This window comes from Kocuria sp. KKT182, assembly GCF_055635395.1.
This window is the reverse complement of the sequence record NZ_CM145757.1, coordinates 432,694-454,045: the sequence shown is the minus strand read 5'-3', so window position 1 is coordinate 454,045 and position 21,352 is coordinate 432,694. Positions and strand designations below refer to the sequence as shown.

General features: G+C 74.3%; 12 protein-coding genes. 6 read left to right on the top strand and 6 right to left on the bottom strand.

Going from position 1 to position 21,352, the window contains the following annotated elements; all coding sequences use genetic code 11:
- Nucleotide 1: 1 nt before the first annotated feature.
- Genes ACZ2G1_RS01950 through ACZ2G1_RS01935 form a run of 4 tightly spaced genes read right to left on the bottom strand, consistent with a single transcriptional unit; the run spans nucleotide 2 to nucleotide 6,013 of the window.
- Complete coding sequence (locus ACZ2G1_RS01950; RefSeq protein WP_229586527.1) at nucleotides 2–697, bottom strand: HAD hydrolase-like protein; 696 nt, start codon at nucleotides 695–697, stop codon at nucleotides 2–4.
- Nucleotides 694–3,699, bottom strand: coding sequence for an excinuclease ABC subunit UvrA (gene uvrA, locus ACZ2G1_RS01945; protein WP_017832812.1), 3,006 nt, complete (start codon nucleotides 3,697–3,699; stop codon nucleotides 694–696). Before uvrA ends, ACZ2G1_RS01950 begins: the two co-directional genes overlap by 4 nt.
- Nucleotides 3,700–3,743: 44 nt before the next feature.
- The gene (locus ACZ2G1_RS01940; protein ID WP_470377399.1) at nucleotides 3,744–5,480 is read right to left on the bottom strand and encodes an MDR family MFS transporter; all 1,737 of its coding nucleotides are present in this window, start codon (nucleotides 5,478–5,480) and stop codon (nucleotides 3,744–3,746) included.
- Nucleotides 5,477–6,013 (bottom strand): MarR family winged helix-turn-helix transcriptional regulator, encoded by a 537-nt coding sequence (locus ACZ2G1_RS01935; RefSeq protein WP_470377398.1) that lies wholly within the window; start codon nucleotides 6,011–6,013, stop codon nucleotides 5,477–5,479. The genes ACZ2G1_RS01940 and ACZ2G1_RS01935 overlap by 4 nt, the downstream gene beginning before the upstream one ends.
- A gap of 263 nt (nucleotides 6,014–6,276) precedes the next feature.
- On the opposite strand from ACZ2G1_RS01935, the gene ACZ2G1_RS01930 reads away from it, so the two are divergent.
- The 5 genes from ACZ2G1_RS01930 to ACZ2G1_RS01910 are packed head-to-tail and all read left to right on the top strand — an operon-like array spanning nucleotide 6,277 to nucleotide 14,956.
- Entirely contained in the window at nucleotides 6,277–6,936 is a 660-nt protein-coding gene (locus ACZ2G1_RS01930) for an MBL fold metallo-hydrolase (RefSeq protein WP_017832815.1), read from the top strand.
- A complete protein-coding gene (locus ACZ2G1_RS01925) occupies nucleotides 6,930–7,913 on the top strand; it encodes a bile acid:sodium symporter family protein (protein ID WP_043738780.1) in 984 nt (327 codons plus the stop codon). The genes ACZ2G1_RS01930 and ACZ2G1_RS01925 overlap by 7 nt, the downstream gene beginning before the upstream one ends.
- A gap of 53 nt (nucleotides 7,914–7,966) precedes the next feature.
- A complete protein-coding gene (locus ACZ2G1_RS01920; RefSeq protein WP_426119223.1) occupies nucleotides 7,967–10,159 on the top strand; it encodes a glycosyltransferase in 2,193 nt (730 codons plus the stop codon).
- Nucleotides 10,156–11,454, top strand: a complete 1,299-nt coding sequence (locus ACZ2G1_RS01915) for a glycosyltransferase (RefSeq protein ID WP_426119221.1) — start codon at nucleotides 10,156–10,158, stop codon at nucleotides 11,452–11,454. Before ACZ2G1_RS01920 ends, ACZ2G1_RS01915 begins: the two co-directional genes overlap by 4 nt.
- A complete protein-coding gene (locus ACZ2G1_RS01910; protein ID WP_470377397.1) occupies nucleotides 11,444–14,956 on the top strand; it encodes a DUF3376 domain-containing protein in 3,513 nt (1,170 codons plus the stop codon). Before ACZ2G1_RS01915 ends, ACZ2G1_RS01910 begins: the two co-directional genes overlap by 11 nt.
- Before the next feature lie 96 nt (nucleotides 14,957–15,052).
- Here the strand turns inward: ACZ2G1_RS01910 and ACZ2G1_RS01905 are convergent, their stop codons facing one another.
- A complete protein-coding gene (locus ACZ2G1_RS01905; protein ID WP_470377396.1) occupies nucleotides 15,053–16,789 on the bottom strand; it encodes a formate--tetrahydrofolate ligase in 1,737 nt (578 codons plus the stop codon).
- A 117-nt stretch (nucleotides 16,790–16,906) separates the two neighbouring features.
- Here ACZ2G1_RS01905 and ACZ2G1_RS01900 point away from each other — a divergent pair, with 117 nt between their 5' ends.
- Nucleotides 16,907–19,519, top strand: coding sequence for a DEAD/DEAH box helicase (locus ACZ2G1_RS01900; RefSeq protein WP_017832822.1), 2,613 nt, complete (start codon nucleotides 16,907–16,909; stop codon nucleotides 19,517–19,519).
- Between the two features lie 112 nt (nucleotides 19,520–19,631).
- Here the strand turns inward: ACZ2G1_RS01900 and ACZ2G1_RS01895 are convergent, their stop codons facing one another.
- Nucleotides 19,632–20,960 carry a TerC family protein gene (locus tag ACZ2G1_RS01895; protein WP_017832823.1) on the bottom strand — a complete coding sequence of 443 codons (1,329 nt, stop codon included), beginning with the start codon at nucleotides 20,958–20,960 and terminating at the stop codon, nucleotides 19,632–19,634.
- Between the last annotated feature and the right edge of the window lie 392 nt (nucleotides 20,961–21,352).

Genomic DNA, 21,352 nt, shown 5'->3' with positions numbered 1-21,352 from the left:
CTCAGCTGCCGGTCGGGGCCGGGGCGGTGTACCGGGCCAGGAGCTCCCCGAGCTCGGCGGCGTCCCGGGCCACGGCGGCGAAGCCGGTCCCCAGCTCGTCCTCGTCGGCGAAGCCCCAGGCGACGCCCAGGCAGTCGATCCCGTGGGCGAGCGCGCCCTCGGCGTCGTAGCGGCGGTCCCCGATCATGACCGTGCGCGCGGGGTCCGGGGCGGTCACGCCGAGCCGGCGCAGGGCCTCCCCGATGATGGCGGGCTTGTCGTGGGCCAGTCCGTCGCGCGGGGCGGCCGCGGCGTCGTCGGCGGCCCCCGAGACGGTCTCGAACCACCGGGTGAGGCCGAACCGCTCGACGGCGAGCTCGGCGGTGGGCTCGGGCTTCTGGGTGGCCACGGCCATCCGCACGCCGGCCCCGTGCAGGCGCTCCAGGAGCTCCTCCACCCCCGGGTAGATCCGGGTCTGCGCGAGCCCCTCGGTGCGGTAGCGGGCCCGGTAGGTGGCGACCACCGCCGGGATGTCCTCCTCCGGGACGTCGGTGAAGGTCCGCAGGGAGAAGCCCACGGGCGGGCCCACGAACCGGCGCAGGTCCTCGGGCACGGCGTGGCCGTGCTCGGCCAGGGCCCGCGCGATGCCGCCGGTGATCGCCCCGGCAGGGTCCAGGAGGGTGCCGTCGAGGTCCCAGAGCACCACGGGGGCGGTCATCGGGCGGCCCCCGCCGGGACGGGGCGCTCGGCGAGCACCTCCGCCAGGAACCGGCCGGTGTGGCTGTTCGTGTTCCGGGCCACCTGCTCGGGGGTGCCCTCGGCCACGACCTGCCCGCCGCCGGAGCCGCCGTCCGGGCCGAGGTCCACGATCCAGTCGGCGGACTTGATGACGTCCAGGTTGTGCTCGATGGTCATCACCGTGTTGCCCTTGTCCACGAGCCCCTGCAGCACGAGCAGCAGCTTGCGGATGTCCTCGAAGTGCAGGCCGGTGGTGGGCTCGTCCAGCACGTAGATGGAGCGGCCGTTGGAGCGCTTCTGCAGCTCCGCGCCGAGCTTCACGCGTTGGGCCTCACCGCCGGACAGGGTCGTGGCGGGCTGGCCCAGGCGGACGTAGCCGAGGCCGACGTCCACGAGGGTGTTGAGGTGCCGGGCGATCGGGCCGAACGCCTTGAAGAACTCGGCGGCCTCCTCGATGGGCATCTCCAGGACCTCGGCGATGGTCTTGCCCTTGTAGTGCACCTCGAGGGTCTCCCGGTTGTACCGGGCGCCCTTGCACACCTCGCACGGGACGTAGACGTCCGGCAGGAAGTTCATCTCGATCTTGATCGTGCCGTCGCCCGAGCACGCCTCGCAGCGCCCGCCCTTGACGTTGAAGGAGAACCGGCCGGCCTGGTAGCCGCGCACCTTCGCCTCCGGGGTCTCGGCGAAGAGCTTGCGGATGTGGTCGAACACGCCCGTGTACGTGGCGGGGTTGGAGCGTGGGGTCCGCCCGATCGGGCTCTGGTCCACGTGCACCACCTTGTCGAGCTGGTCCACGCCGTCGATCCGCTTGTGCCGGCCGGGGACCTGCTTGGCCCCGTTGAGCTTGTTGGCCAGCGCCGTGTAGAGGATGTCGTTGACCAGCGTGGACTTCCCGGACCCGGACACCCCGGTCACCGCGGTCAGCACCCCGAGCGGGAAGGCGACGTCGATGCCGCGCAGGTTGTTCTCCCGCGCGCCCACCACCTTGAGCATCCGCTTGCGGTCGATCGCCCGGCGCTGCGCCGGCACCCGGATGGCCCGGCGGCCGGAGAGGTAGTCGGCCGTGATGGACTCCTCGTTGGCGAGGAGCTCCGCGTAGGTCCCGGAGTGCACCACGCGCCCGCCGCGCTCGCCGGCGCCGGGGCCGACGTCCACGATCCAGTCGGCCTCGCGGATGGTGTCCTCGTCGTGCTCGACGACGATCAGGGTGTTGCCCATGTCCCGCAGCTTGGTGAGGGTCCCGATGAGCCGGCGGTTGTCCCGCTGGTGCAGGCCGATCGAGGGCTCGTCCAGGACGTAGAGCACGCCCACGAGCCCGGCCCCGATCTGGGTGGCCAGGCGGATGCGCTGGGCCTCGCCGCCGGACAGCGTCGCGGCGGCGCGCTCCAGGTTGAGGTAGTCCAGGCCCACGTCCACGAGGAACGTCAGGCGCGCCTGGATCTCCTTGAGCACCTGCTCGCCGATCTTCGTCTCGCGGGTGCTGAGCTCCAGGTCCCGGAAGAACGCGTGGGCGTCCCGCATGGGCATGCGGGTGGTCTCGGCGATGTTCTTCCCGCCCACGGTCACGGCGAGCATGGTCGGGTTCAGCCGGGCGCCGTCGCAGGCCGGGCACGCCACCTGGCGCATGTACTGCTCGTAGCGGTCCTTGGCGTTGTCCGACTCCGTCTCCGCGTGCTTGCGCTTGATGTAGCCGATCACGCCCTCGAAGCCCTGGGTGTAGCGGCGCTCCCGGCCGAACCGGTTCCGGTAGGCCACGGTGACCTGGTAGTCCTTGCCCTCGAGGATCGCCTTGCGCGCCTTGGCGGGCAGCTTCCCCCACGGGGTGACCAGGTCGAAGCCGAGCTCCTGGCCCAGGCCGGCGAGCAGGCGGTTCCAGTACTCGCTCGTGGCCTTGCCGAGCGACCACGGGGCGATCGCGCCCTCCACGAGGGAGAGGTCCGGGTTGGGGACCACGAGCTCCTCGTCGACCTCGAGCCGCGAGCCGATGCCGTCGCACTCCGGGCACGCGCCGAACGGGGCGTTGAAGGAGAAGGAGCGGGGCTCGATCTCGTCGGCCTGCAGGGGGTGCTCGTTGGGGCAGGCGAGGTTCTCGGAGAACGGGCGGCGCAGCTCCAGCGGGTGGGCGATCTCCTCGTCCGAGCGGGGCACGAGCTCGACGACGACGCGCCCCTCGGCGAGGCCCAGCGCCGTCTCGACGGAGTCGGTCAGGCGCTGGCGGATGCCCTCCTTGACCACGAGCCGGTCCACGACCACCTCGATCGTGTGCTTGTACTGCTTCTTGAGCTTGGGCGGGTCCGAGAGCTGGACCGTCTCGCCGTCCACGGTGGCGCGGGAGAAGCCCTTCGCGGAGAGCTCCTGGAAGAGGTCCACGAACTCGCCCTTGCGCTCGCGCACCACGGGCGCGAGCACCTGGAAGCGGGTCGTCTCCGGCATCTCGAGGAGCTGGTCCACGATCTGCTGCGGGGTCTGCTTCTTGATCGCCTCGCCGCACTCGGGGCAGTGCGGGTGGCCGACACGCGCCCACAGCAGGCGCATGTAGTCGTAGATCTCGGTGATCGTGCCCACGGTGGAGCGCGGGTTGCGGGAGGTGGACTTCTGGTCGATGGACACCGCGGGGGACAGGCCCTCGATGAAGTCGACGTCCGGCTTGTCCACCCGGCCCAGGAACATCCGGGCGTAGGAGGACAGGGACTCGACGTAGCGGCGCTGGCCCTCGGCGAAGATCGTGTCGAAGGCCAGCGACGACTTCCCGGAGCCGGAGAGCCCCGTGAACACGACCATGGCGTCCCGCGGCACGGTCAGCGAGACGTTGTCGAGGTTGTGCTCGCGCGCGCCCTGCACCACGATCTCGGTGAGGTCGGACCGGCGGGCGCTCCGGGCGCCGGCGGCGATCACCGGCCCGTCGAGGGCTTCGGAGGAATCGGTCGACGGGTTCAGGACCAGGGTGGACGTGGGGATCGGCTCAGACACGCCTTCCACTCTAGTACCGGGCCCGGACATCGGGGCCGGGTCCGTGGGCGGGTTCACACCCGGTCCACGGGGCCGGTGGAGGTGTCCTCGCGGACCCGGTCCCGGGCCGCTCCGCCGGTGGCGCCGTCCGCGCCCGGACCGGTCTCCTCGGCGTGCGCACCGGCCGCGGACTCCTGCTGCCGGCGGCGGACCTCGCGGGCGTCGAGGGTGCGGGTGACGACCTTCAGCCGGCCCGTGGCGGGGTCCACCTCCACGATGTCCACGGTGCGCCGCAGCGGCACCTCCTTGATGAGGAGCACCGCGAGCAGGGTCACGAGGGACGCGACGGCGGCGACCAGGAAGACGAGACCGGTGCCCGTGCCGTAGGCCTCGCGCACCACGCCCTCGACGGAGGCGGGCAGCGACTCCAGATCCATCGTGGAGCTGTCCACCGCGGCGGGGTCCCCGCCGCGGGCCCGGGTGCTCTCGGCGAGCTGCCGGGCCAGGTGGGAGCTCATGAGGGCGCCGAACACGGCGACCGCCACGGCGCCGCCCATGGTGCGGAAGAACGCGACCGAGGAGGACGCCGCGCCCATGTCCTTGAGCCCCACGGTGTTCTGCACCGCCAGGACCAGGTTCTGGTTCAGAGCGCCGATGCCCAGGCCCACGAGGAAGATGAAGACGCTCACGGCCCACAGGGCGGTGTCGTGCGTGAGCGTGGCGGCGAGGAACAGGCCCGTGGACATCAGCACGGCGGCGACCACCAGGATGATCTTCCACCGCCCGTAGCGGGTGATCAGCTGCCCGGCGACCGTGGCGCCCACGAGGGAGCCGAACACCTGCGGGAGCATGAGCATCCCGGCCATGGTGGGGCTGAAGCCCTGGCCCAGCTGGAAGTACTGGCCGAGGTAGGTGGTCGAGGCGAACATGGCGGCGCCGGTGGCGATGGCCGCGAGGATGGCCAGCGCGGTGGTGCGCTCGGTGACCACGCGGATGGGCAGCACCGGCTCGGCGGCGCGCTGCTCCACGAGCACGAACAGCACGGAGCCCACGAGCGCGGTGGCCACGAGGGCCGCGGAGGTCGCCGAGACCCACTCGAACATGCCCGGCTGCCCGGCCAGGGACACCCACAGCAGCAGCGCGGAGGCCGAGATGATCAGCAGCGCGATGCCGAGCCAGTCGATGCTCACCTTCCGGGGCGCCTGCGGCGGGATGTGCAGGGTGCGGTGGACGAGCACGGCCGCCAGGACCGCCAGCGGGGCGGGGATGAGGAACACCCAGCGCCAGCCGAAGAGGTCCACGATGAGCCCGCCGAGCAGCGGGCCGGCGGAGGTGGCCACGGCCATGACGGCGCCCATGTAGCCGGCGTAGCGGCCGCGCTCCCGGGGCGGGATGATCGTGCCCATGATGGTCATGGCCAGGGCCATGATCCCGCCCATGGCCACGCCCTGGACCACGCGGGCCAGGATGAGGAACTCGATGGTCGGCGCCAGCCCGGCCATGGCCGAGCCGAGCACGAAGATCACGATGGACAGCTGCAGCAGCTTCTTCTTGTCGAAGAGGTCGGCGAGCTTGCCCCAGACGGGCGTGGTCGCGGCGTTGGCGAGGAGGGTGCCGGTGACCGTCCAGGACAAGGACGTCTGGTCCCCGCCGAGGTCGGCCATGATCACGGGCAGGGCCGTGCCGATGATCGTGAGGGTGACCATCGCCATGAAGAACACCGAGAGGATCCCCGTGAGCGCCCGCATGACCTCCTGGTGGGAGGCGCCGGTCCCCCCGCCCGGTGCGGTGGTCGGTTGCTGTGACGTCATGGTGCGGTGTGCTCCTCGTGCTCTCGGTCTGCGTGCTCTCGGTCTGCGTGGTCCCGGGCCGGCTGGTCCCGGCAGGACGTGGTGCGCTCCACGCCGAGGGAGTCCAGGAAGACGGTGGTGATCTCGTTGATGGCCCCGCGGCTGGTGCGGGCCTGCTCCTCGTCCCAGCCCTCGAGCCGCGCGGCGAGGCGCTGGGCGTCCTGCTCCAGCACGGCCCGGACCTGCTCCCGGCCCCGTTCGGTGATGGCGACCAGCGCGGCGCGCCCGTCGTCGGGGTCGGGGGTGCGCTCCACGTGGCCCTCCTCCTCGAGGACGGCCAGCTGGCGGCTCAGCCCCGAGGGCCCGAGACCTGTCTCGGCGGCCATCACGGTGGCCCGGCGGGGCCCGTTGCCGTCGAGGTAGTAGAGCAGGGCGATCGCCGTGGGGTTGAGCCGGCGCGGGCCGGCGTCGGTCTTGGTGACGCGCTTCATGACGCGCTGCAGCTCGAGCAGGTCGCGCACCAGCTCCACGGCGGTGTCGTGGGAGACGGGCAACGGGGTTCCTCAGAGGTCGGGGACGGGGGTGGACAACGACGAAGGGGCACCCGGTCCGCACGCCCCGCTTCTCGCGGGGTCCCGCGTCGACGACGACGCGGGCGTGGTACCACCGGATGCCCTGATGTTTTGTTGCCTCACGCAACTTTATCCGGACGGCGTGGGGAAGCCAACCCCGGCGCCCGTGCCGTCGGACACACCGCCCGGCGCCCCGGCGCTCCCGCGATTGGCCAGTGCCAGGAGTCGGGAGTACCTTCGTCCTCATGATCGCAACGAAGACGGAGGTCACCGACCTCTCCGAGGTCACGATTCGCCGGATCTCCGTGAGCGAGATGGACAACAACGTCTACCTCCTCACGTCCAAGGACGAGGGCACGCAGGTCCTCATCGACGCGGCCGACGACGCCCGGGCCATCGCCGGCCTCGTGGGCGCCGGCAACGGCGACTGCTCGCAGGCCTACGGCAATCTCCAGCTCATCATCACCACCCACTCGCACTGGGACCACGTCCGCGCCCTCGAGGAGGTCCGCTCCCGCTCCGAGGCCATGACGGCGTGCGGCGCCGACGACGAGTCCGACATCGCCGTGCCCATGGACCTGACCTTCGAGGACGGCGACACGGCGGAGTTCGACGGCTTCGACCTCGAGGTCATCGGCCTGCGCGGGCACACCCCCGGTTCGATCGCCCTGGTCTACCGCGACCCGCAGGGCCCGGCGCACATCTTCTCCGGCGACTCCCTCTTCCCCGGCGGCGTGGGCAAGACGAACAGCCCCGAAGACTTCCGGCAGCTGATGGACGACGTCACCGAGCGCGTCTTCGAGCGCTTCGAGGACGACACCGTGGTCCACCCCGGCCACGGGAAGCCGACCACGCTCGGGGCGGAGCGCCCCCACCTCGAGGAGTGGCGGGCCCGCGGGTGGTAGGTCCCGGGCCCGCGGCGGCCGTCACCGCCGCGCCCGACCGCGGCGCCTACACCGCCGTCCTGCTCTTCCCCGTGCTCGTCCTCGCGGGCGGGCTCGTGGGCTTCCTCGCCCCCGGCGCCGTGAGCGGCCTGTCCGGGTGGATCAACCCCCTGCTGGGCGTGGTCATGTTCGGCATGGGCCTGACCCTGCGGCCCGTGGACTTCGCGCTCGTGGCGAAGCGGCCACTGCCGGTGCTGCTCGGCGTCGCGGCCCAGTACGTGATCATGCCCCTCGTGGCGCTGCTCGTGGTGTTCCTGCTGCGGCTGCCGCCGGAGCTCGCCGCGGGCGTGATCCTGGTGGGCTGCGCGCCCGGGGGGACGGCCTCCAACGTGGTCGCCTACCTCGCCCGCGGCGACGTGGCCCTGTCCGTCGCCATGACCTCGATCTCCACGCTGCTCGCACCGCTGCTGACCCCGCTGCTCACCCTGTGGCTGGCCGGGCAGTACCTGCCGGTGGACGGCGGGGCGATGGCATGGTCGATCACCAAGATCGTCCTCCTGCCCGTCGTCGCGGGCCTCGCCGTCCGACTGCTCGCGCCCCGCCTGGTCGAGCGCGCCCTGCCCGCCCTGCCGTGGGTGTCGGTGGCGGCCATCGCCGTGATCGTGGCCATCGTCGTCTCGGGCAGCGCCGACCGGATCGTGGAGGCGGGCCTGCTCGTGCTCGCGGCCGTGGCCCTGCACAACGTCCTGGGCCTGGTCCTCGGCCACCTCGTGGGGGCGGTGACGCGGCAGCCGATCGCCGTGCGCCGCACCACCGCCGTGGAGGTGGGCATGCAGAACTCGGGGCTGGCCGCCGGGCTCGCCGCCCAGTACATGAACCCCCTCGCCGCCCTGCCTGCCGCGGTGTTCTCGGTCTGGCACAACCTCTCGGGCGCCCTGTTCGCCCTGCTCTGCCGCCGTGCCGACGCGCGGGCGGCGCGCCGGCTCCCAGGAGCCTGAGAATCCCCGCGACCCGCTGTGCGCGGCACCGGGCCTCGGCTACGGTGAGGCCCATGACCTTCGCCGCGCCCCGCGCCCCGTCAACGAGCGCAGAGCGCACCGGCGCGGCGACGCACGAGGCCCTCGAGGCCGTCCGCCGCGCCCCCTCGATCCTCGAAGGCATCCGCCGCGCCGACGACCTGCTGCAGGCGGCCCGGGAGGATCCAGCCGGGGCGCTGCCCGTGCTCGCGGAGGAGATCCGCCGCCGCGACGACCACGTCGCGGCGATCGCCGCCGTCCATGCCCTCGCCTCCGTGCCCGGGTCCCGGGCGGACACGCTCCTCACCGCGCTCCTCGACGACGAGCCGTGGCTGCGGGAGCACACCGCATGGGTGCTCGCCGACCGGGCCCCCCTCCCCCGCGCCGTCGCCCCGCTCGCCGACCTCGTGACCGGCGGCGGCTTCCCCGGCATGCTGGCCCAGCGCACCCTCCAGGCCTGGGCCCCGGCGGCACCGGACGCGGTCGGGTCCGCCCTCGAGCACGCGCTCGCGGGAACCGTCAATTCCGGTCCCCGCACACGGCTCGCCGAGACCCTGGGGCTCGTCCCCGGGGCCGGGCCCGCCGCGCGCCTCCGCGCCCTGGCCGGCAGTCCCGGCGAGGACCAGGACGTCCGCGGGGCCGCCCTCGAGGCCCTGGTGGAGCGCCGGCAGACCGGCGCCGAGTCCGTGGCTGACCTGACGGACCTCGCCGGGACGTGCGCCGACGGGGCCGGGCCACTGGCCGCCGTGGCCCGGCTCGCCCTCGCCGACCTCCACGACGCTGCGGAGCCCGACCCGGCGACCGGCCGGGACGGGCTCACAGTCCTGCAGCCGTTCCTGCACGCGGAGATCGACCGGGACCTCACCTTCTCCGGGCGGGGGGACAACGGCGGGATCGCCACGCTGCTCGCCCAGCTGGGCGACGCCCTCAGCGCCCCGGAGGGTCCCGGGGGCGTCGCCCGGGTGCTCACGGTGTCCCGCGGCACCCACGACGAGGCCCGGGCGGCGACGGCCCGTCCGACGGGGGCGGGGCACGTCTTCGGCGTCGTCCCCTTCACCGGACCCCCGGTGCACATGGCGGACGCCTGGCCGCGGCGGGTGGCCGCGGAACGGGGGCTGCGGCGCGTACTGCGCCGGGTCGGCCCCGTGGACGTGCTGCACCTGCGCATGGCCGACGTCGGCTCGATGGCGGCCGCGGCGGTGGCCGCGGAGCTCGGCATCCCGTGGGTGCTCACGATGGCCCCCGATCCGCACGCGCTCGTCGCCGCCCGCGAGCGCGCCGGCACCCTGACCCGGGCCGGCTTCGGCGCGGCCGACGGCGTGGAGCACCTGTGGTTCCGCGTACGCCTGCTCGCCCACCTCGCGGCGCGGGCGGAGCACCTGGTGCTCTTCCCCCGCCCGGACCTGGCCCGGGACGCCCGCGAGCTGCTCGACGTGGACCTGGACGAGCCCGGGCGGTGCACGGTGGTGCCGGAGGGCATCGACCTGGGTCCCGTGGACCGTGCCGCCCAGCAGGTGCGCACCGGTGCCGGAGCGCACCTCGCGGAGCTCGACACCGTGCTCGCGACCCTGCCCGCCGCCCGGCGCGGGCTGCCGCTCGTGGTCACGGTGGGCCGCCTGCACCGTGTGAAGGGCACGGCCACGCTCGTCGAGGCCTGGGCCCGGGACGCCGGGCTGCGGGGCCGCTGCAACCTCCTCGTCGTGGGCGGGGACCTCGTCTCCCCCTCCGCCGACGAGCGGGAGCAGCTCACCCGGATCGACGCCGCCCTCCCCCGGGCCGAGGCCGCTACCGCCGGCCTGCTTCTGGCCGGCCACCGTCCCCACGCCACCGTGGCCGCCTGGCTCGCCGCGGTGCGCCGGGGCCGGCCAGGCCTGTCCTCCCCCGCCGGCGTCTACGTCTGCGCGAGCCTCAAGGAGGAGTTCGGCGTGGCGCTGGTCGAGGCCCTCGCCACCGGGCTGCCGGTCGTGGCGCCCGACGCCGGCGGGCCGGCCACCTTCGTTGCCGACGGCGTCACCGGCGTCCTCGTCGACACCGGCGACCCCGCCGCGCTGGCCCGGGCCGTGGCCCGGGCCCTCGACCTGGCGGCGCGCCCCGACGCGGAGCGCACCGCCGACGCGGCCCGCGCCATGGTCCGCGACCGCTTCAGCATCGAGGGGATGGCGACCGCCCTCACCTCCGTCTACGACGACGCCGTGGCGCACACGGCCGACAGGAGCCCCACCCCGTGACCCTGCTCGTGATCAGCCCGGACTACGCCTCCCACCTGTTCCCCCTCGCGACCCTGGCCACCGCGTGGCGGGACGCCGGGGAGCGGGTGGTCGTGGCCACCGGTCCGGCGACCGCCGCCATCGCCCGGGGCTTCGGCTTCGAGGTCGAGATCCTGCCGCTGGGCCGCGGCTCCAACCCCGGGGTCATCCGGGCCGAGGAGCAGCCCCCCGGGGAGGACGACGCCCTGCGCGGGTTCTTCGCCGCCACCCGCCGCGGCCCCGCGGAGACCCTGGCCTTCCAGGCCAGGGCCCGGCGCGAGGACCTGCTCTGGGACCCGCTCGGCACCGCCCGGCGGGTGCAGGACGTGGTGGACCGCGTCCGGCCGGACCAGGTGGTCGTGGACCACCTCGCCTTCGCGGCGCGCCTGGCCCTGACCGGCTCCGGGATCCGGCACGCCGACGTGGTCCTGGGCCACCCCTCGGCCCTGACGGTGGCCGACGAGGTCTACGGGCACCCGCCCGCCTGGCCCGGCCGGCTGCGCCCGTCCCCGGCCGAGCTGGAGGCGCTGCACCGGCTGTGCTCCTCGGTGCGGGACCAGTTCACGGAGCAGTGGAACGAGGCCCTGCAGCAGATCGCCCCCGGGACCCCGGCGAGCGGCGACGCCTTCGCGGAGACCGGCGACGACCTCCTGCTCAACTATCCGGGCGAGCTCCACGACGAGCACCGGACCCGGGCGCTGCCCGAGCACACGTTCCTGGGCTCGGCCGTCCGGGAGGAGGCCGAGGACCCGGAGGTGGCCGCGTGGCTGGCCGGCTCGGACCGCCCGATCGTCTACATCAGCCTCGGCAGCTTCCTGTCCGTGCGCGGGGACGTGCTCGCCCGCGTCGCGGAGGCCCTCCGCGGCCTGGACGTGCGGGTCGCCCTCGCGGCCGGGGCGACCCGGCCCGCCGAACTGGGCCCGGTCCCGGAGTCCTGGCTCGTGCGCGGCACCCTGCCGCAGGTCACCCTGCTGCGCCGCGCGAGCGTCGCGGTCTCCCACGGAGGGAACAACAGCGTGACCGAGGCGCTCACCGCCGGGGTGCCCCTGCTGCTGCTGCCGATGTCCACGGACCAGTTCGCCGGCGCGGCGGCCCTCGAGGCGGCGGGGCTCGGGACGGTGCTCGACCCCAACGCCCTGTCGACCGCCGAGGTGCGGGACGCCGTGGCCGGGCTGCTCGACGACGGCCACGAGCGGCGGGGGGCGCTCGAGGACCTCCGGCACGACCTGACCCGCCGGCCCGGGCCGGCGCGGGCGTTCGCGGCCCTTGTCGAGTGAGCCCTCGGGCCTGCCGCTGATCGTCCTGCCGCCGTCCCGGGGGCTGGCCGGGGCGACGGCCGGGCAGGCGCCGGCGTTCGGCCGCACCCTCCGCCTCGCCCTCGCGATGCGCGGCGGCGTGAGCCTCGCCGTGTGGATCGGCGGCGCGGTGGCCGAACTGGACCTCCTGCGCCGCATCCGGATCCACCGGGACGGCCGCGGAGCGCTGCACGCCTACCTCCTGCACCCCGCCGAGACCCCGGACCCGGTGCTCGAGGAGCGGGCGGCGGTGTACGCGCGGCTGCTCGCGGACGCCGGCTACGACAGGGTGGACATCGACCTCCTCGCCGGGGCCAGCGCCGGCGGGCTCAACGGCGTGGTGCACGCCGTGGCCCAGCGCGCGGGCTCCGACCTGGACGCCCTCGGCCGGATCTGGGCGGAGCACGGCGCCCTCGGCCGGCTGCTGCGCCCGCTCGGACGGCACCCCGTGGACTCCCTGCTGCGCGGCGACGACTACCTGTGGCCACGGCTGCTGGAGGCGCTCCTGGCGCTCCGGGGCAGCCCGGAGCACCACCCGGACCTGGTGGCCGAGCACGTCACGGTCGAGCTCTCCGCGACGGTCCTGGACAGCGACCCCTCGCCCTACAGCGCGTCGGCGGAGGGGCGCAGCGACTTCCACTTCTCCTCCCCGGAGCCGGGCTCCCCCGGTCCGTCCCTGGACAACGACATCCCGGGGCGGGACACGGCCCCCGCGCAGGCCGCGGCCGCGCTGTCCCGGCTGGCCTACGCCGCCCGAGCGACGTCCTCCTTCCCCGGCGCCTTCGAGCCGGCCTCGGTGTGGTCCGCCCCGACCCCGGGGCCGCGGGGCGCCCCGGGCCCGGCGGCCGGGCGCCCGGATCTGAGCCACGCGTTCGGCGCCCACCGCGACCCTGCGGAACTGCCCTACCACGTGGTCGACGGCGGGGTGTTCGACAACATCCCCATCGACCGGGCCCTCGAGGCCGCGCGCACCAGGACGTCCCTGCGGCACGCCGACCGGGCCCTGCTGTACCTCGACCCGGACCCGCCCCACCGCGAGCGTGCCGTGCCCTTCGTGCGCGACCTGCCGCGGCTCGTGGGCACGCTCGCCGCCACGGTCTCCCGGCTGCCGCGGCGGGAGTCGGACGACGACGAGGTCCTGGCCCTGTCCGACTACCTGGACGCCCAGCTCGTGGCCGGCGGCCGCCTGCACCCGCTCGCGGCGCTGATCGGGGGCTGGGACGAGGCCTCCCTCGAGGAGCGGCGCCGGGCCTACCTGCGCTACCGGGCCCGGACCGACGCCGACCTGCTGTCCCGCCTCCTGACCCGCCCGGCGCAGTGGCAGCTCACCTCGACCCTGGCCCGGCGCGACGCCCTGCGGGCCCGGCCGCCCCGTGCGCTCGACCCGCTGCGGGCGGAGCTGCTCCGGCGCTACGACGCCCTCTCCCGGGGCCCGCTGGAGGACCCCGCCGCCGCCGCGGTGCTGCGCGGGGCACAGGCCCTGTTCGACGCCGCCGCCTGCGTGCTGTCCTGGGTGCGCGTGCTGGAGGAGCTGGGCCTCGACGGGCCGGCCGGACCGCCCGGGGGATTCGACCGGTCCCTCGCCCGCGAGCGCGCCTACCGGGTGCTGGCGCGCGCCCGCCACGAGCGCGACCGGCGCTTCCACGCCGTGCTGGCCGCCGTCGCGGACCCGGCGGCCGATCTCACCGGGGCCGTGGACCCCTGGCTCGGCGCGGCAGGCGCGGGGCACCGGCCGGCGGACGCCTCCTGGGCCGAGCTCGACGCGGTCGTGGACGGGCTCCGAGGCCTGCGCGCCGCGGTGGACGAGCACCTGGACGCCGACGTCCCCGGCCGGGCGGCCCGCCGCGCGGTCTGGGAGGCGTCCCCCTGGTCCAGGCTCCCCGCCGGGGACAGGGCGCCGGCCGCGGCGGACCTGCCCCCGCTCCTGGCCGCCGCCGGGATCCCCGCCGCGGTGTCCCCCGTGGCCTACGGGGAGATCCGCGGCGACCAGGCCCCCGCGGCGTCGGACGCGTTCCCCGCGCTCCGGGCGGCGCTCGCCCGGAGCCGCCTCCAGCAGGCCCTCGACGCACCGGGGGCCGATCGCCGGGAGCTCGCCCGCCTGCTCACGGACGCCGAGGAGCGGATGCCGGCGGGTGCCAAGCTGGCCGGTGCGGGACTGCTGAACTTCCGGGGGTTCCTGGCCGCGGACTGGCGGGCCCACGACTGGTGGTGGGGACGCCTCGACGCGGCGGCCGGGGTCGCCGGGTTCCTGCGCGGGCTGCCAGTGGCCGCTCCGGCGTCTCCCCCGACACCCTCGACGCTCCCGACGACCCCGCCGGGCGCGCCCGGCGGTTCCCCGGCCGGGAGCAGTACTGCGGTCGACCCGGTCGTGGCCGGCCTGCAGGACGCCCTGCTGCGCGACGCCGGGCACGGCTGCCCCGCCCGCGGCCGGGCGGTGGTCGGCGCGAGCGCCGACGGGCTGGACCGGCTGGCCCCGGGGCACCGCCTCTCGCTGGCCTCGCGCGGGGTGCGCGTGCTGGGGCGGGCCCTGGCGGGCACCCCGGACCTGCCCCGCCCCGTCTGGGAGGTCGTGCTGCTGGTGCTCCAGCCCCTGCTCGTGCTCGTGCCCGCGGTGGTGACCCCGGTGCGCGCCGCCCTGGTCGCCGTGGCGCTGACGGCCGGGCTGTGGCCGGCCGCGGGCCCGGTCGCCGCGGAGGCACGGGCGTGGTCCTGGCCCGGTGCCGCCCTGCTCGCGGCGGTCGCCGCGGCGCTCGTGCTGTCCCTCCTGCGGACGGGGCGGCGCGCGCTGCGACGGTGGTCGGCCGTCCGGGACGCCGCCGGGGAGCGGCCGCCTCCTCGCACCGGGGCCGCCTCCGGGGAGCCTGCGGGATCGGCCGTCCCGGCGGTCACTGCCGCGGAGGTCGGCGCCGCCCGCGGCGGCGCGCTGCGGCGGTCCGCCCTCGCGGGTGCGGCCGCGCTGTCCCTGCTGCTCCCGCTCGGGGCGGCCGTGCCGTCCGGGCGCGCGGCCGCGGTCCTGCTGCTGGTGCTCGGCGTGCTCGCCCTGGAGCGCCTGAGCGCGGTGCTCGCGGTGCGCGTGCCGAGCCGCGAGGGCCTGGACGAGATGGGGCGGGCGGTCCTCGTGGTGCCGGCCGCGGTGGCGGTCTGGGCCGTGGCGGCCCTGGCCGGGCTCCCGGGGCTCGTGCCGGACGGCGCCGGAGCGCGGGCCGCCGCGCTGGCCGTGGCGCTGCTGGCGGTCGGTGCCCTGCTCCTGGCGGGGTGGGTGCAGCCCGCCTGGGCCCTCGCCGTCGTCCCGGCCGCGGCGGCCGTCGGCGGCGCCGCGTCCTGGGTGCTGTGGTCCTGGGCCGGCGGCCCCGGGTCGCTGTGGACCGACCTGGCGGCCGTGGCCGGGGCCGCCTACGCCTGGGCGGCCGTCCTGTGGTGGGCGCCCGCCGAGGGCATGCTGCGGCGGCACGGCCCCGGTGAGGAGCTGCTGCCCCGCCGGTGAGCCGTCCACTCCGGGTCGGGAACGGGGCGGGTCCCGGACCGGGCAGGTCCGCGACGAGGCCGGTCCCGGACGAGGCCGGTCCCGGAGGGGCAGGCCTCAGAAGAGACCGGTGACGCGCCCGTCGTCGTCGATCCCGATCCGCTCGGCCGCCGGGGAGGTGCCCAGTCCCGGCATGGTGCGCATCGTCCCGCAGATCGCGTAGAGGTACCCGGCGCCCACGGCGGCGCGCAGCTCCCGGACGGGCAGGGACCACCCGGTGGGCGCTCCCTTGCGGGCCGGGTCCGCCGTGGTGGACAGGTGGGTCTTGGCGATGACGACCGGCAGCCCCCCGTAGCCGAGCTCCTCGTAGCGGGCCAGCTGGTGCTCCGCGGCCGGGGTGATCTCGAGGCCGTCCGCGCCGTAGACCCGGGTGGCGACCGCGGTGAGCTTGTCCTCGAGGGACTCGGTGAGCCCGTAGGTCGGGGTGTACCCGGCCGGGTGCTCGCACGCCGCGGCCACGGCGTCGGCGAGCTCGGCCGCCCCGGCGCCGCCCTCGGACACCGCCGTGCACACGGCCACCTCCGCCCCGGTCGCCCGGGCGATCCGGCGGATCGCCTCGTGCTCCGAGGGGTGGTCCCCGGGGAACGCGTTGATCGCCACGACCGGGGAGATCCCGAAGGACCGGGCGATCGCCAGGTGGTGGAGCAGGTTCGCCGCCCCCGCCTCCACGTCCCCGGGGTTCTCCTGGAGCATCTCCGCCGGCAGCGCCCTGCCCGGGCGCACGCTGTAGCGGCCGGAGTGGGTCTTCAGCGCCCGCACCGTGGTCACGAGCACCGCCGCGTCCGGGGTCAGCCCCGAGGCCCTGGCCTTGACGTTGACCAGGCGCTCGAGGCCCATGTCCGCGCCGAACCCGGCCTCGGTGATGACGTAGTCGGCGTGGGCCATGGCCACGTAGTCGGCGACCACGGAGGAGTTGCCGGTCGCGATGTTGCCGAACGGCCCGGCGTGGACCAGCGCCGGGGTCGCCTCGAGGGTCTGCAGCAGGTTCGGCTGGAAGGCGTCCTGCAGCAGCACCGCCATGGACCCGGCGGCCTTGAGGTCCTCGGCGGAGACCGGCTCGCCGTCGTACGTGGCGCCCACCACGATCCGGCCCAGGCGCCGGCGCAGGTCGGCGAAGGACGTGGCGAGCGAGAGGATCACCATCATCTCGGACGCGGCCGTGATGTCGAAGCCCGTCTGGCGGGGGACACCGTCCTGGTGGTCGCCGAGGCCCACCACCACGGTGCGCAGCGCCCGGTCGTTGACGTCGAGGACCCGCCGCCACGTGATCGAGCGGGCGTCCAGGCCCAGGGCGTTGCCGTGGTGCAGGTGGTTGTCGATCATCGCCGCCAGCAGGTTGTGGGCGGCCGTCACGGCGTGGAAGTCCCCGGTCAGGTGCAGGTTCAGCTTGTCCATCGGCAGCAGCTGGGCGTACCCCGCCCCCGCCGCCCCGCCCTTGATCCCGAACGTCGGCCCCATGGACGGCTGGCGCAGGGTCAGGGCGGCGGAGCGGCCGGTGGCAGCCATGCCCTGGGCCAGGCCCACCGCCGTGGCCGTCTTCCCCTCGCCGAGCGGCGTGGGGGTCAGCGACGTGACCACCACGTACCGCACGCCGCGGGCGTGCTTGCGCGCGGCGGCCTCCTCGGGGGTGGACACCTCGTCCGGGCGCGGGTCGACCTTCGCCACGAAGCGCCCGTAGGGCTCCAGGCGGTCGGCGGCGATCCCGGCGGCCGCCGCGATCTCGCTCACGGGGCGGGGCCGGGCGGCCTGGGCGATCTCCAGGTCCGAGGGCATCGGGTCGGTGACGTGCGTCATGGGGCCAGTCTGCTGGACCCGGGGCGTCCCGGCCAGTGCCCCGCCGTCCTCGCGCGGGCCCCGGCGGCGCGGAACCGGCACGGGCCGGGGCGCGCCGTCCCGATACAGTGGAGGACGATGAAACTCCTCGAAGCCCTCTCCCCCGAGCTCGGCACCCCGGGCCACCCGTACTACCGCGGCGACTTCGCCACCAACGCCCTGTCCGGGGACGAGGTCTACGAGGGGTTCCTCGGCTGGATCGCCTCCCGGGACATGGAGCTCTACCCCGCCCAGGACGAGGCCGTGCTCGAGTTCGCGAGCGGGTCCAACGTGATCCTCGCGACCCCGACCGGGTCCGGGAAGTCCACGGTGGCCGTCGCGGCGCACTACGCGGGTCTCGCCGCCGGGCAGCGCTCGTACTACACCGCCCCCATCAAGGCGCTCGTGTCCGAGAAGTTCTTCTCGCTCGTGGAGATCTTCGGCGCGGAGAACGTCGGCATGGTCACCGGGGACTCCGCGGTCAACGCCGCGGCCCCCATCATCTGCTGCACCGCGGAGATCCTCGCCAACGTCGCCCTGCGCGAGGGCCGGGACGCGGACGTGGGGCCCGTGGTGATGGACGAGTTCCACTTCTACTCCGACCCGCAGCGCGGCTGGGCGTGGCAGGTGCCGCTGCTGGAACTGCCCCAGGCGCAGTTCCTGGTCATGAGCGCCACGCTCGGAGACGTCTCCCGCTTCGAGGAGGGGATCACGGAGCTCACGGGCCGCCCGACCACGACGGTGTCCTCCGCGGAGCGGCCCATCCCGCTGCACCACTACTGGTCCGAGGATCCCATCCACGAGGCCCTCGAGGAGCTGCTGAGCACCAACCAGGCCCCGGTCTACGTGGTGCACTTCTCCCAGCTGCAGGCCATGGACCAGGCCCAGAACCTGATGTCCGTCAACGTGCTGACCAAGGAGGAGAAGGAGCGCATCGGCGAGCTCATCGCCGGGTTCCGCTTCTCGGCCGGCTTCGGCAAGACCCTCAACCGGCTGGTCCGCCACGGCATCGGGGTCCACCACGCCGGGATGCTGCCCAAGTACCGCCGCCTCGTGGAGCAGCTCGCCCAGACGGGGCTGCTCAAGGTCATCTGCGGCACCGACACCCTGGGGGTGGGCATCAACGTGCCCATCCGCACCGTGGTCATCACGGCGCTGTCCAAGTTCGACGGCGAGCGCACCCGCCGGCTCAACGCCCGCGAGTTCCACCAGATCGCCGGCCGGGCCGGGCGCGCCGGCTACGACACGGCGGGCACCGTGGTGGTCCAGGCGCCCGAGCACGTCATCGAGAACAACAAGGCCATGAAGAAGGCCCACGCCAAGTTCGGCGACGACCAGAAGAAGCTGCGGCAGGTGGTGCGGAAGAAGCCGCCGCAGGGCTTCGTGTCCTGGGGGAAGCCGACGTTCGAGACCCTGGTCGCCTCCGATCCGGAACCGCTGACCTCGTCCTTCACGGTGACCCACTCGATGCTGCTCAACCTCCTGCAGCGCCCCGGGGACCCGGTGCTCGCGGCGTGGCACCTGCTGACCCACAACCACGAGACGCGGCCGCGGCAGCGCGCCCTGCTGAAGCAGGCCATCGGCATCCTCAAGGAGCTGCGCGCCGCCGGCGTCGTCGAGAAGCTCCCGGAGCCCGACGAGGAGGGCCGCACCTGGAGGCTGACCGTGGAGCTGCAGGAGAACTTCGCCCTCAACCAGCCGCTGTCCCCCTTCGCCCTCGCCGCCCTCACCCTGCTGGACCGGGAGGACCCGGGCTACGCCCTGGACGTCGTCTCCGTGATCGAGGCGACCCTGGAGAAGCCCCGCCAGGTCCTGAACATGCAGGAGAAGAAGGCCCGCGGGGAGGCCGTGGCGTCGATGAAGGCCGAGGGCCTCGACTACGACGAGCGGATGAAGGAGCTCGAGGACGTCAGCTACGCCAAGCCGCTCGAGGAGCTGCTGACCCAGGCGTTCGAGACGTACCGCACCGGCGCCCCGTGGGTGGCGCAGTTCGAGCTGACGCCCAAGTCCGTGGTGCGGGACATGTACGAGCGCGCCATGACGTTCGGCGACTACGTGCAGTTCTACGGCCTGGCCCGCTCCGAGGGCATCCTGCTGCGCTACCTCTCCGACGCCTACAAGGCGCTGCGCCAGACCGTGCCCCTGGACCTGCTCCGGGAGGACCTCGAGGACCTCGTGGAGTGGCTGGGCGAGCTCATCCGGCAGACCGACAACTCGCTGCTCGACGAGTGGGAGAAGCTGGCCGCCGGGGAGGAGTCCCCCATGGGCACCTCCGCGGACTCCCTCGAGGAGCTCATCGACGAGCAGCCCCCCGTGATCACGTCCAACCCGCGGGCGTTCCGGGTCATGGTGCGCAACGCGCTGTTCCAGCGCGTCGAGCTGTTCGCGGACGAGAAGGACAAGGTCCTGGGCGCCCTCGACGGCGAGCACGGCTGGGACCGGGACCGGTGGGCGGACGCCATGGACGCGTACTTCGGCGAGCACGAGGACATCTACACGGACCCCCAGTCGAGGGGGCCGGGGCTGATCCGGATCGACGAGCAGCCCGAGGGCCTGCCGGGGTTCTGGACCGTGGTGCAGGTCTTCGACGACCCGGACGGCCACCACGACTGGGGCATCAACGCCCGCATCGACCTGCGGGCCTCGGACGAGGACGGCTTCCCCGCGGTGGTCGTGGACAACGTGGGGCCCATCACCGAGACGGGCCGCTGAGCCGGGGCCGCCCGGCGGTCCCTCCCACGACGACGGAGCCCCCGGTGCGCACCTGCTCGGTGCGCGCCGGGGGCTCCTGCTCCCGGTGCGCGGGGCACCGGGATGGGGTGGCTCAGACGGCGGAGCTGCCGCCGCCGCGGGGGGCGTCCGGGGTCGTGGTGCCGGCCGACTCCTGGGTCTCGGCCCGGGCACCGGAGAGGGCCTCGGCCTCCGGGGCCGGCACGGCGTCCGGCTCCGGGCCCACCCCGGTGCGCTCGAACTCGCGGTGCTTGCCGCGGGCGCGGTCCAGGAGCTCGTGGAACTGCTTCTCGGACTCGAGCAGCTCCTGGCGGTGCTTGTCGGAGATCTTCGGCATCTGCCGCTGGTACTTCGCGGCCTTCTCCGCCAGCTTCTGGCGCTCCCCGGCGGGGGCGTCCTGCGGCAGGGTCACGTACTTCTCGGCGACGGTCTGCAGGCCGTTGAGCACGCGCAGGGCCCGGCCCTTGGGGCTGTAGAGGGAGGCCAGGACGGTGATGATCAGCACCCCCACGATGACGGTCAGCGAGAGGCTGATGCCGACCTCGACGACCTCCACGTGCTCACCGTTGTTGATGAAGCCCAGGTTGTTCTCGTGCAGGGCGTGCAGGATGAGCTTGACGCCGATGAAGCCGAGGATGATCGCCAGGCCCCAGGAGAGGTAGATGAGGCGGTCCAGGAGACCGTCGATGAGGAAGTAGAGCTGGCGCAGGCCCATGAGGGAGAACGCCACGGCGGTGAACACCAGGTAGGTCTGCTGGGTCAGGCCGAAGATCGCGGGGATGGAGTCCAGCGCGAAGAGCACGTCGGTGCCGCCGATGGCCACCATCACGAGCAGCATCGGCGTCATGACCTTCTTGCCGTTCTCCATGGTGAACAGCTTGTCGCCGTCGTACTCGTCGGAGGTGTGCATGAAGCGCTTGGCGGTGCGGATGATGAAGTTGTCCGCCTCGTCGTGGGCGGACTCGGACAGCTCGCCCTTGATCAGGGAGCCGGCCGTCAGCAGCAGGATGAGGCCGAACAGGTAGAAGATCCAGGCGAACTGGTTGATCAGCCCGGCGCCCACGAAGATCAGGGCGGTGCGGGCGATCAGGGCGAACGTGATGCCGAACAGCAGGACCTTCTGCTGGTCCTCGCGCGGGACCTTGAAGGACGCGATGATGATGAGGAAGACGAAGAGGTTGTCGACCGACAGCGCCTTCTCGGTGATGTACCCGGCGTAGTACTCGCCGGCGTACCGGCCGCCCCACTGGACGAGGACGAACAGGCCGAAGAGGAGGGCGATGCCCACGTAGATCGCGGACCAGATCGCGGCTTCCTTGAGCTGCGGTTCGTGGGCCTTGCGCACGTGGAACACGTAGTCGAAGAGCAGCAGGCCGATGATGGCCGCGATGGTGACGATCCAGACGGTGAGTGAGACTTCCATGGTTCTGCTTTCGGGGTCGAGTACGGGACAGCCGTAAGTCTCTCCGCCGTTCCCGCCGGACCGTTCCGGTCCAGTGCTGGGCTCGACCGCTGCGTCCGGCCGGGTTGTGGCACCCGACGTGCTGACGTCCACAGCGCTGAGGGATACTCCCCTAGGCTCGGCCCAGTCTATACGGACGTCCCGGCCGGCACGGCCAGGGGCCCGGTCCGCCGTGCGGCGGACCGGGCCCCTCCCCGCACGGGCCGTCGAGGACGGTCCCGGGCGCTCAGCCTGCGGTGGTGCTCAGTGCCGGGCCTCCCGGTGCTCCGCGTGCTCCAGGTGCCGGCTCTCGCTGTGGTGCTCCTCCGCGGTCTTGCCCGTGTGCTCGTGGAGGTCGGGCAGCTCCACGGCGG

Bases quoted from the DNA above. Each gene is read 5' to 3' on its own strand.
- ACZ2G1_RS01940 (WP_470377399.1), bottom strand. From the start codon at position 5,480: ATGACGTCACAGCAACCGACCACCGCACCGGGCGGGGGGACCGGCGCC.
- ACZ2G1_RS01895 (WP_017832823.1), bottom strand. From the start codon at position 20,960: ATGGAAGTCTCACTCACCGTCTGGATCGTCACCATCGCGGCCATCATC.
- ACZ2G1_RS01950 (WP_229586527.1), bottom strand. From the start codon at position 697: ATGACCGCCCCCGTGGTGCTCTGGGACCTCGACGGCACCCTCCTGGAC.
- ACZ2G1_RS01930 (WP_017832815.1), top strand. From the start codon at position 6,277: ATGATCGCAACGAAGACGGAGGTCACCGACCTCTCCGAGGTCACGATT.
- ACZ2G1_RS01900 (WP_017832822.1), top strand. From the start codon at position 16,907: ATGAAACTCCTCGAAGCCCTCTCCCCCGAGCTCGGCACCCCGGGCCAC.
- ACZ2G1_RS01905 (WP_470377396.1), bottom strand. From the start codon at position 16,789: ATGACGCACGTCACCGACCCGATGCCCTCGGACCTGGAGATCGCCCAG.
- ACZ2G1_RS01920 (WP_426119223.1), top strand. From the start codon at position 7,967: ATGACCTTCGCCGCGCCCCGCGCCCCGTCAACGAGCGCAGAGCGCACC.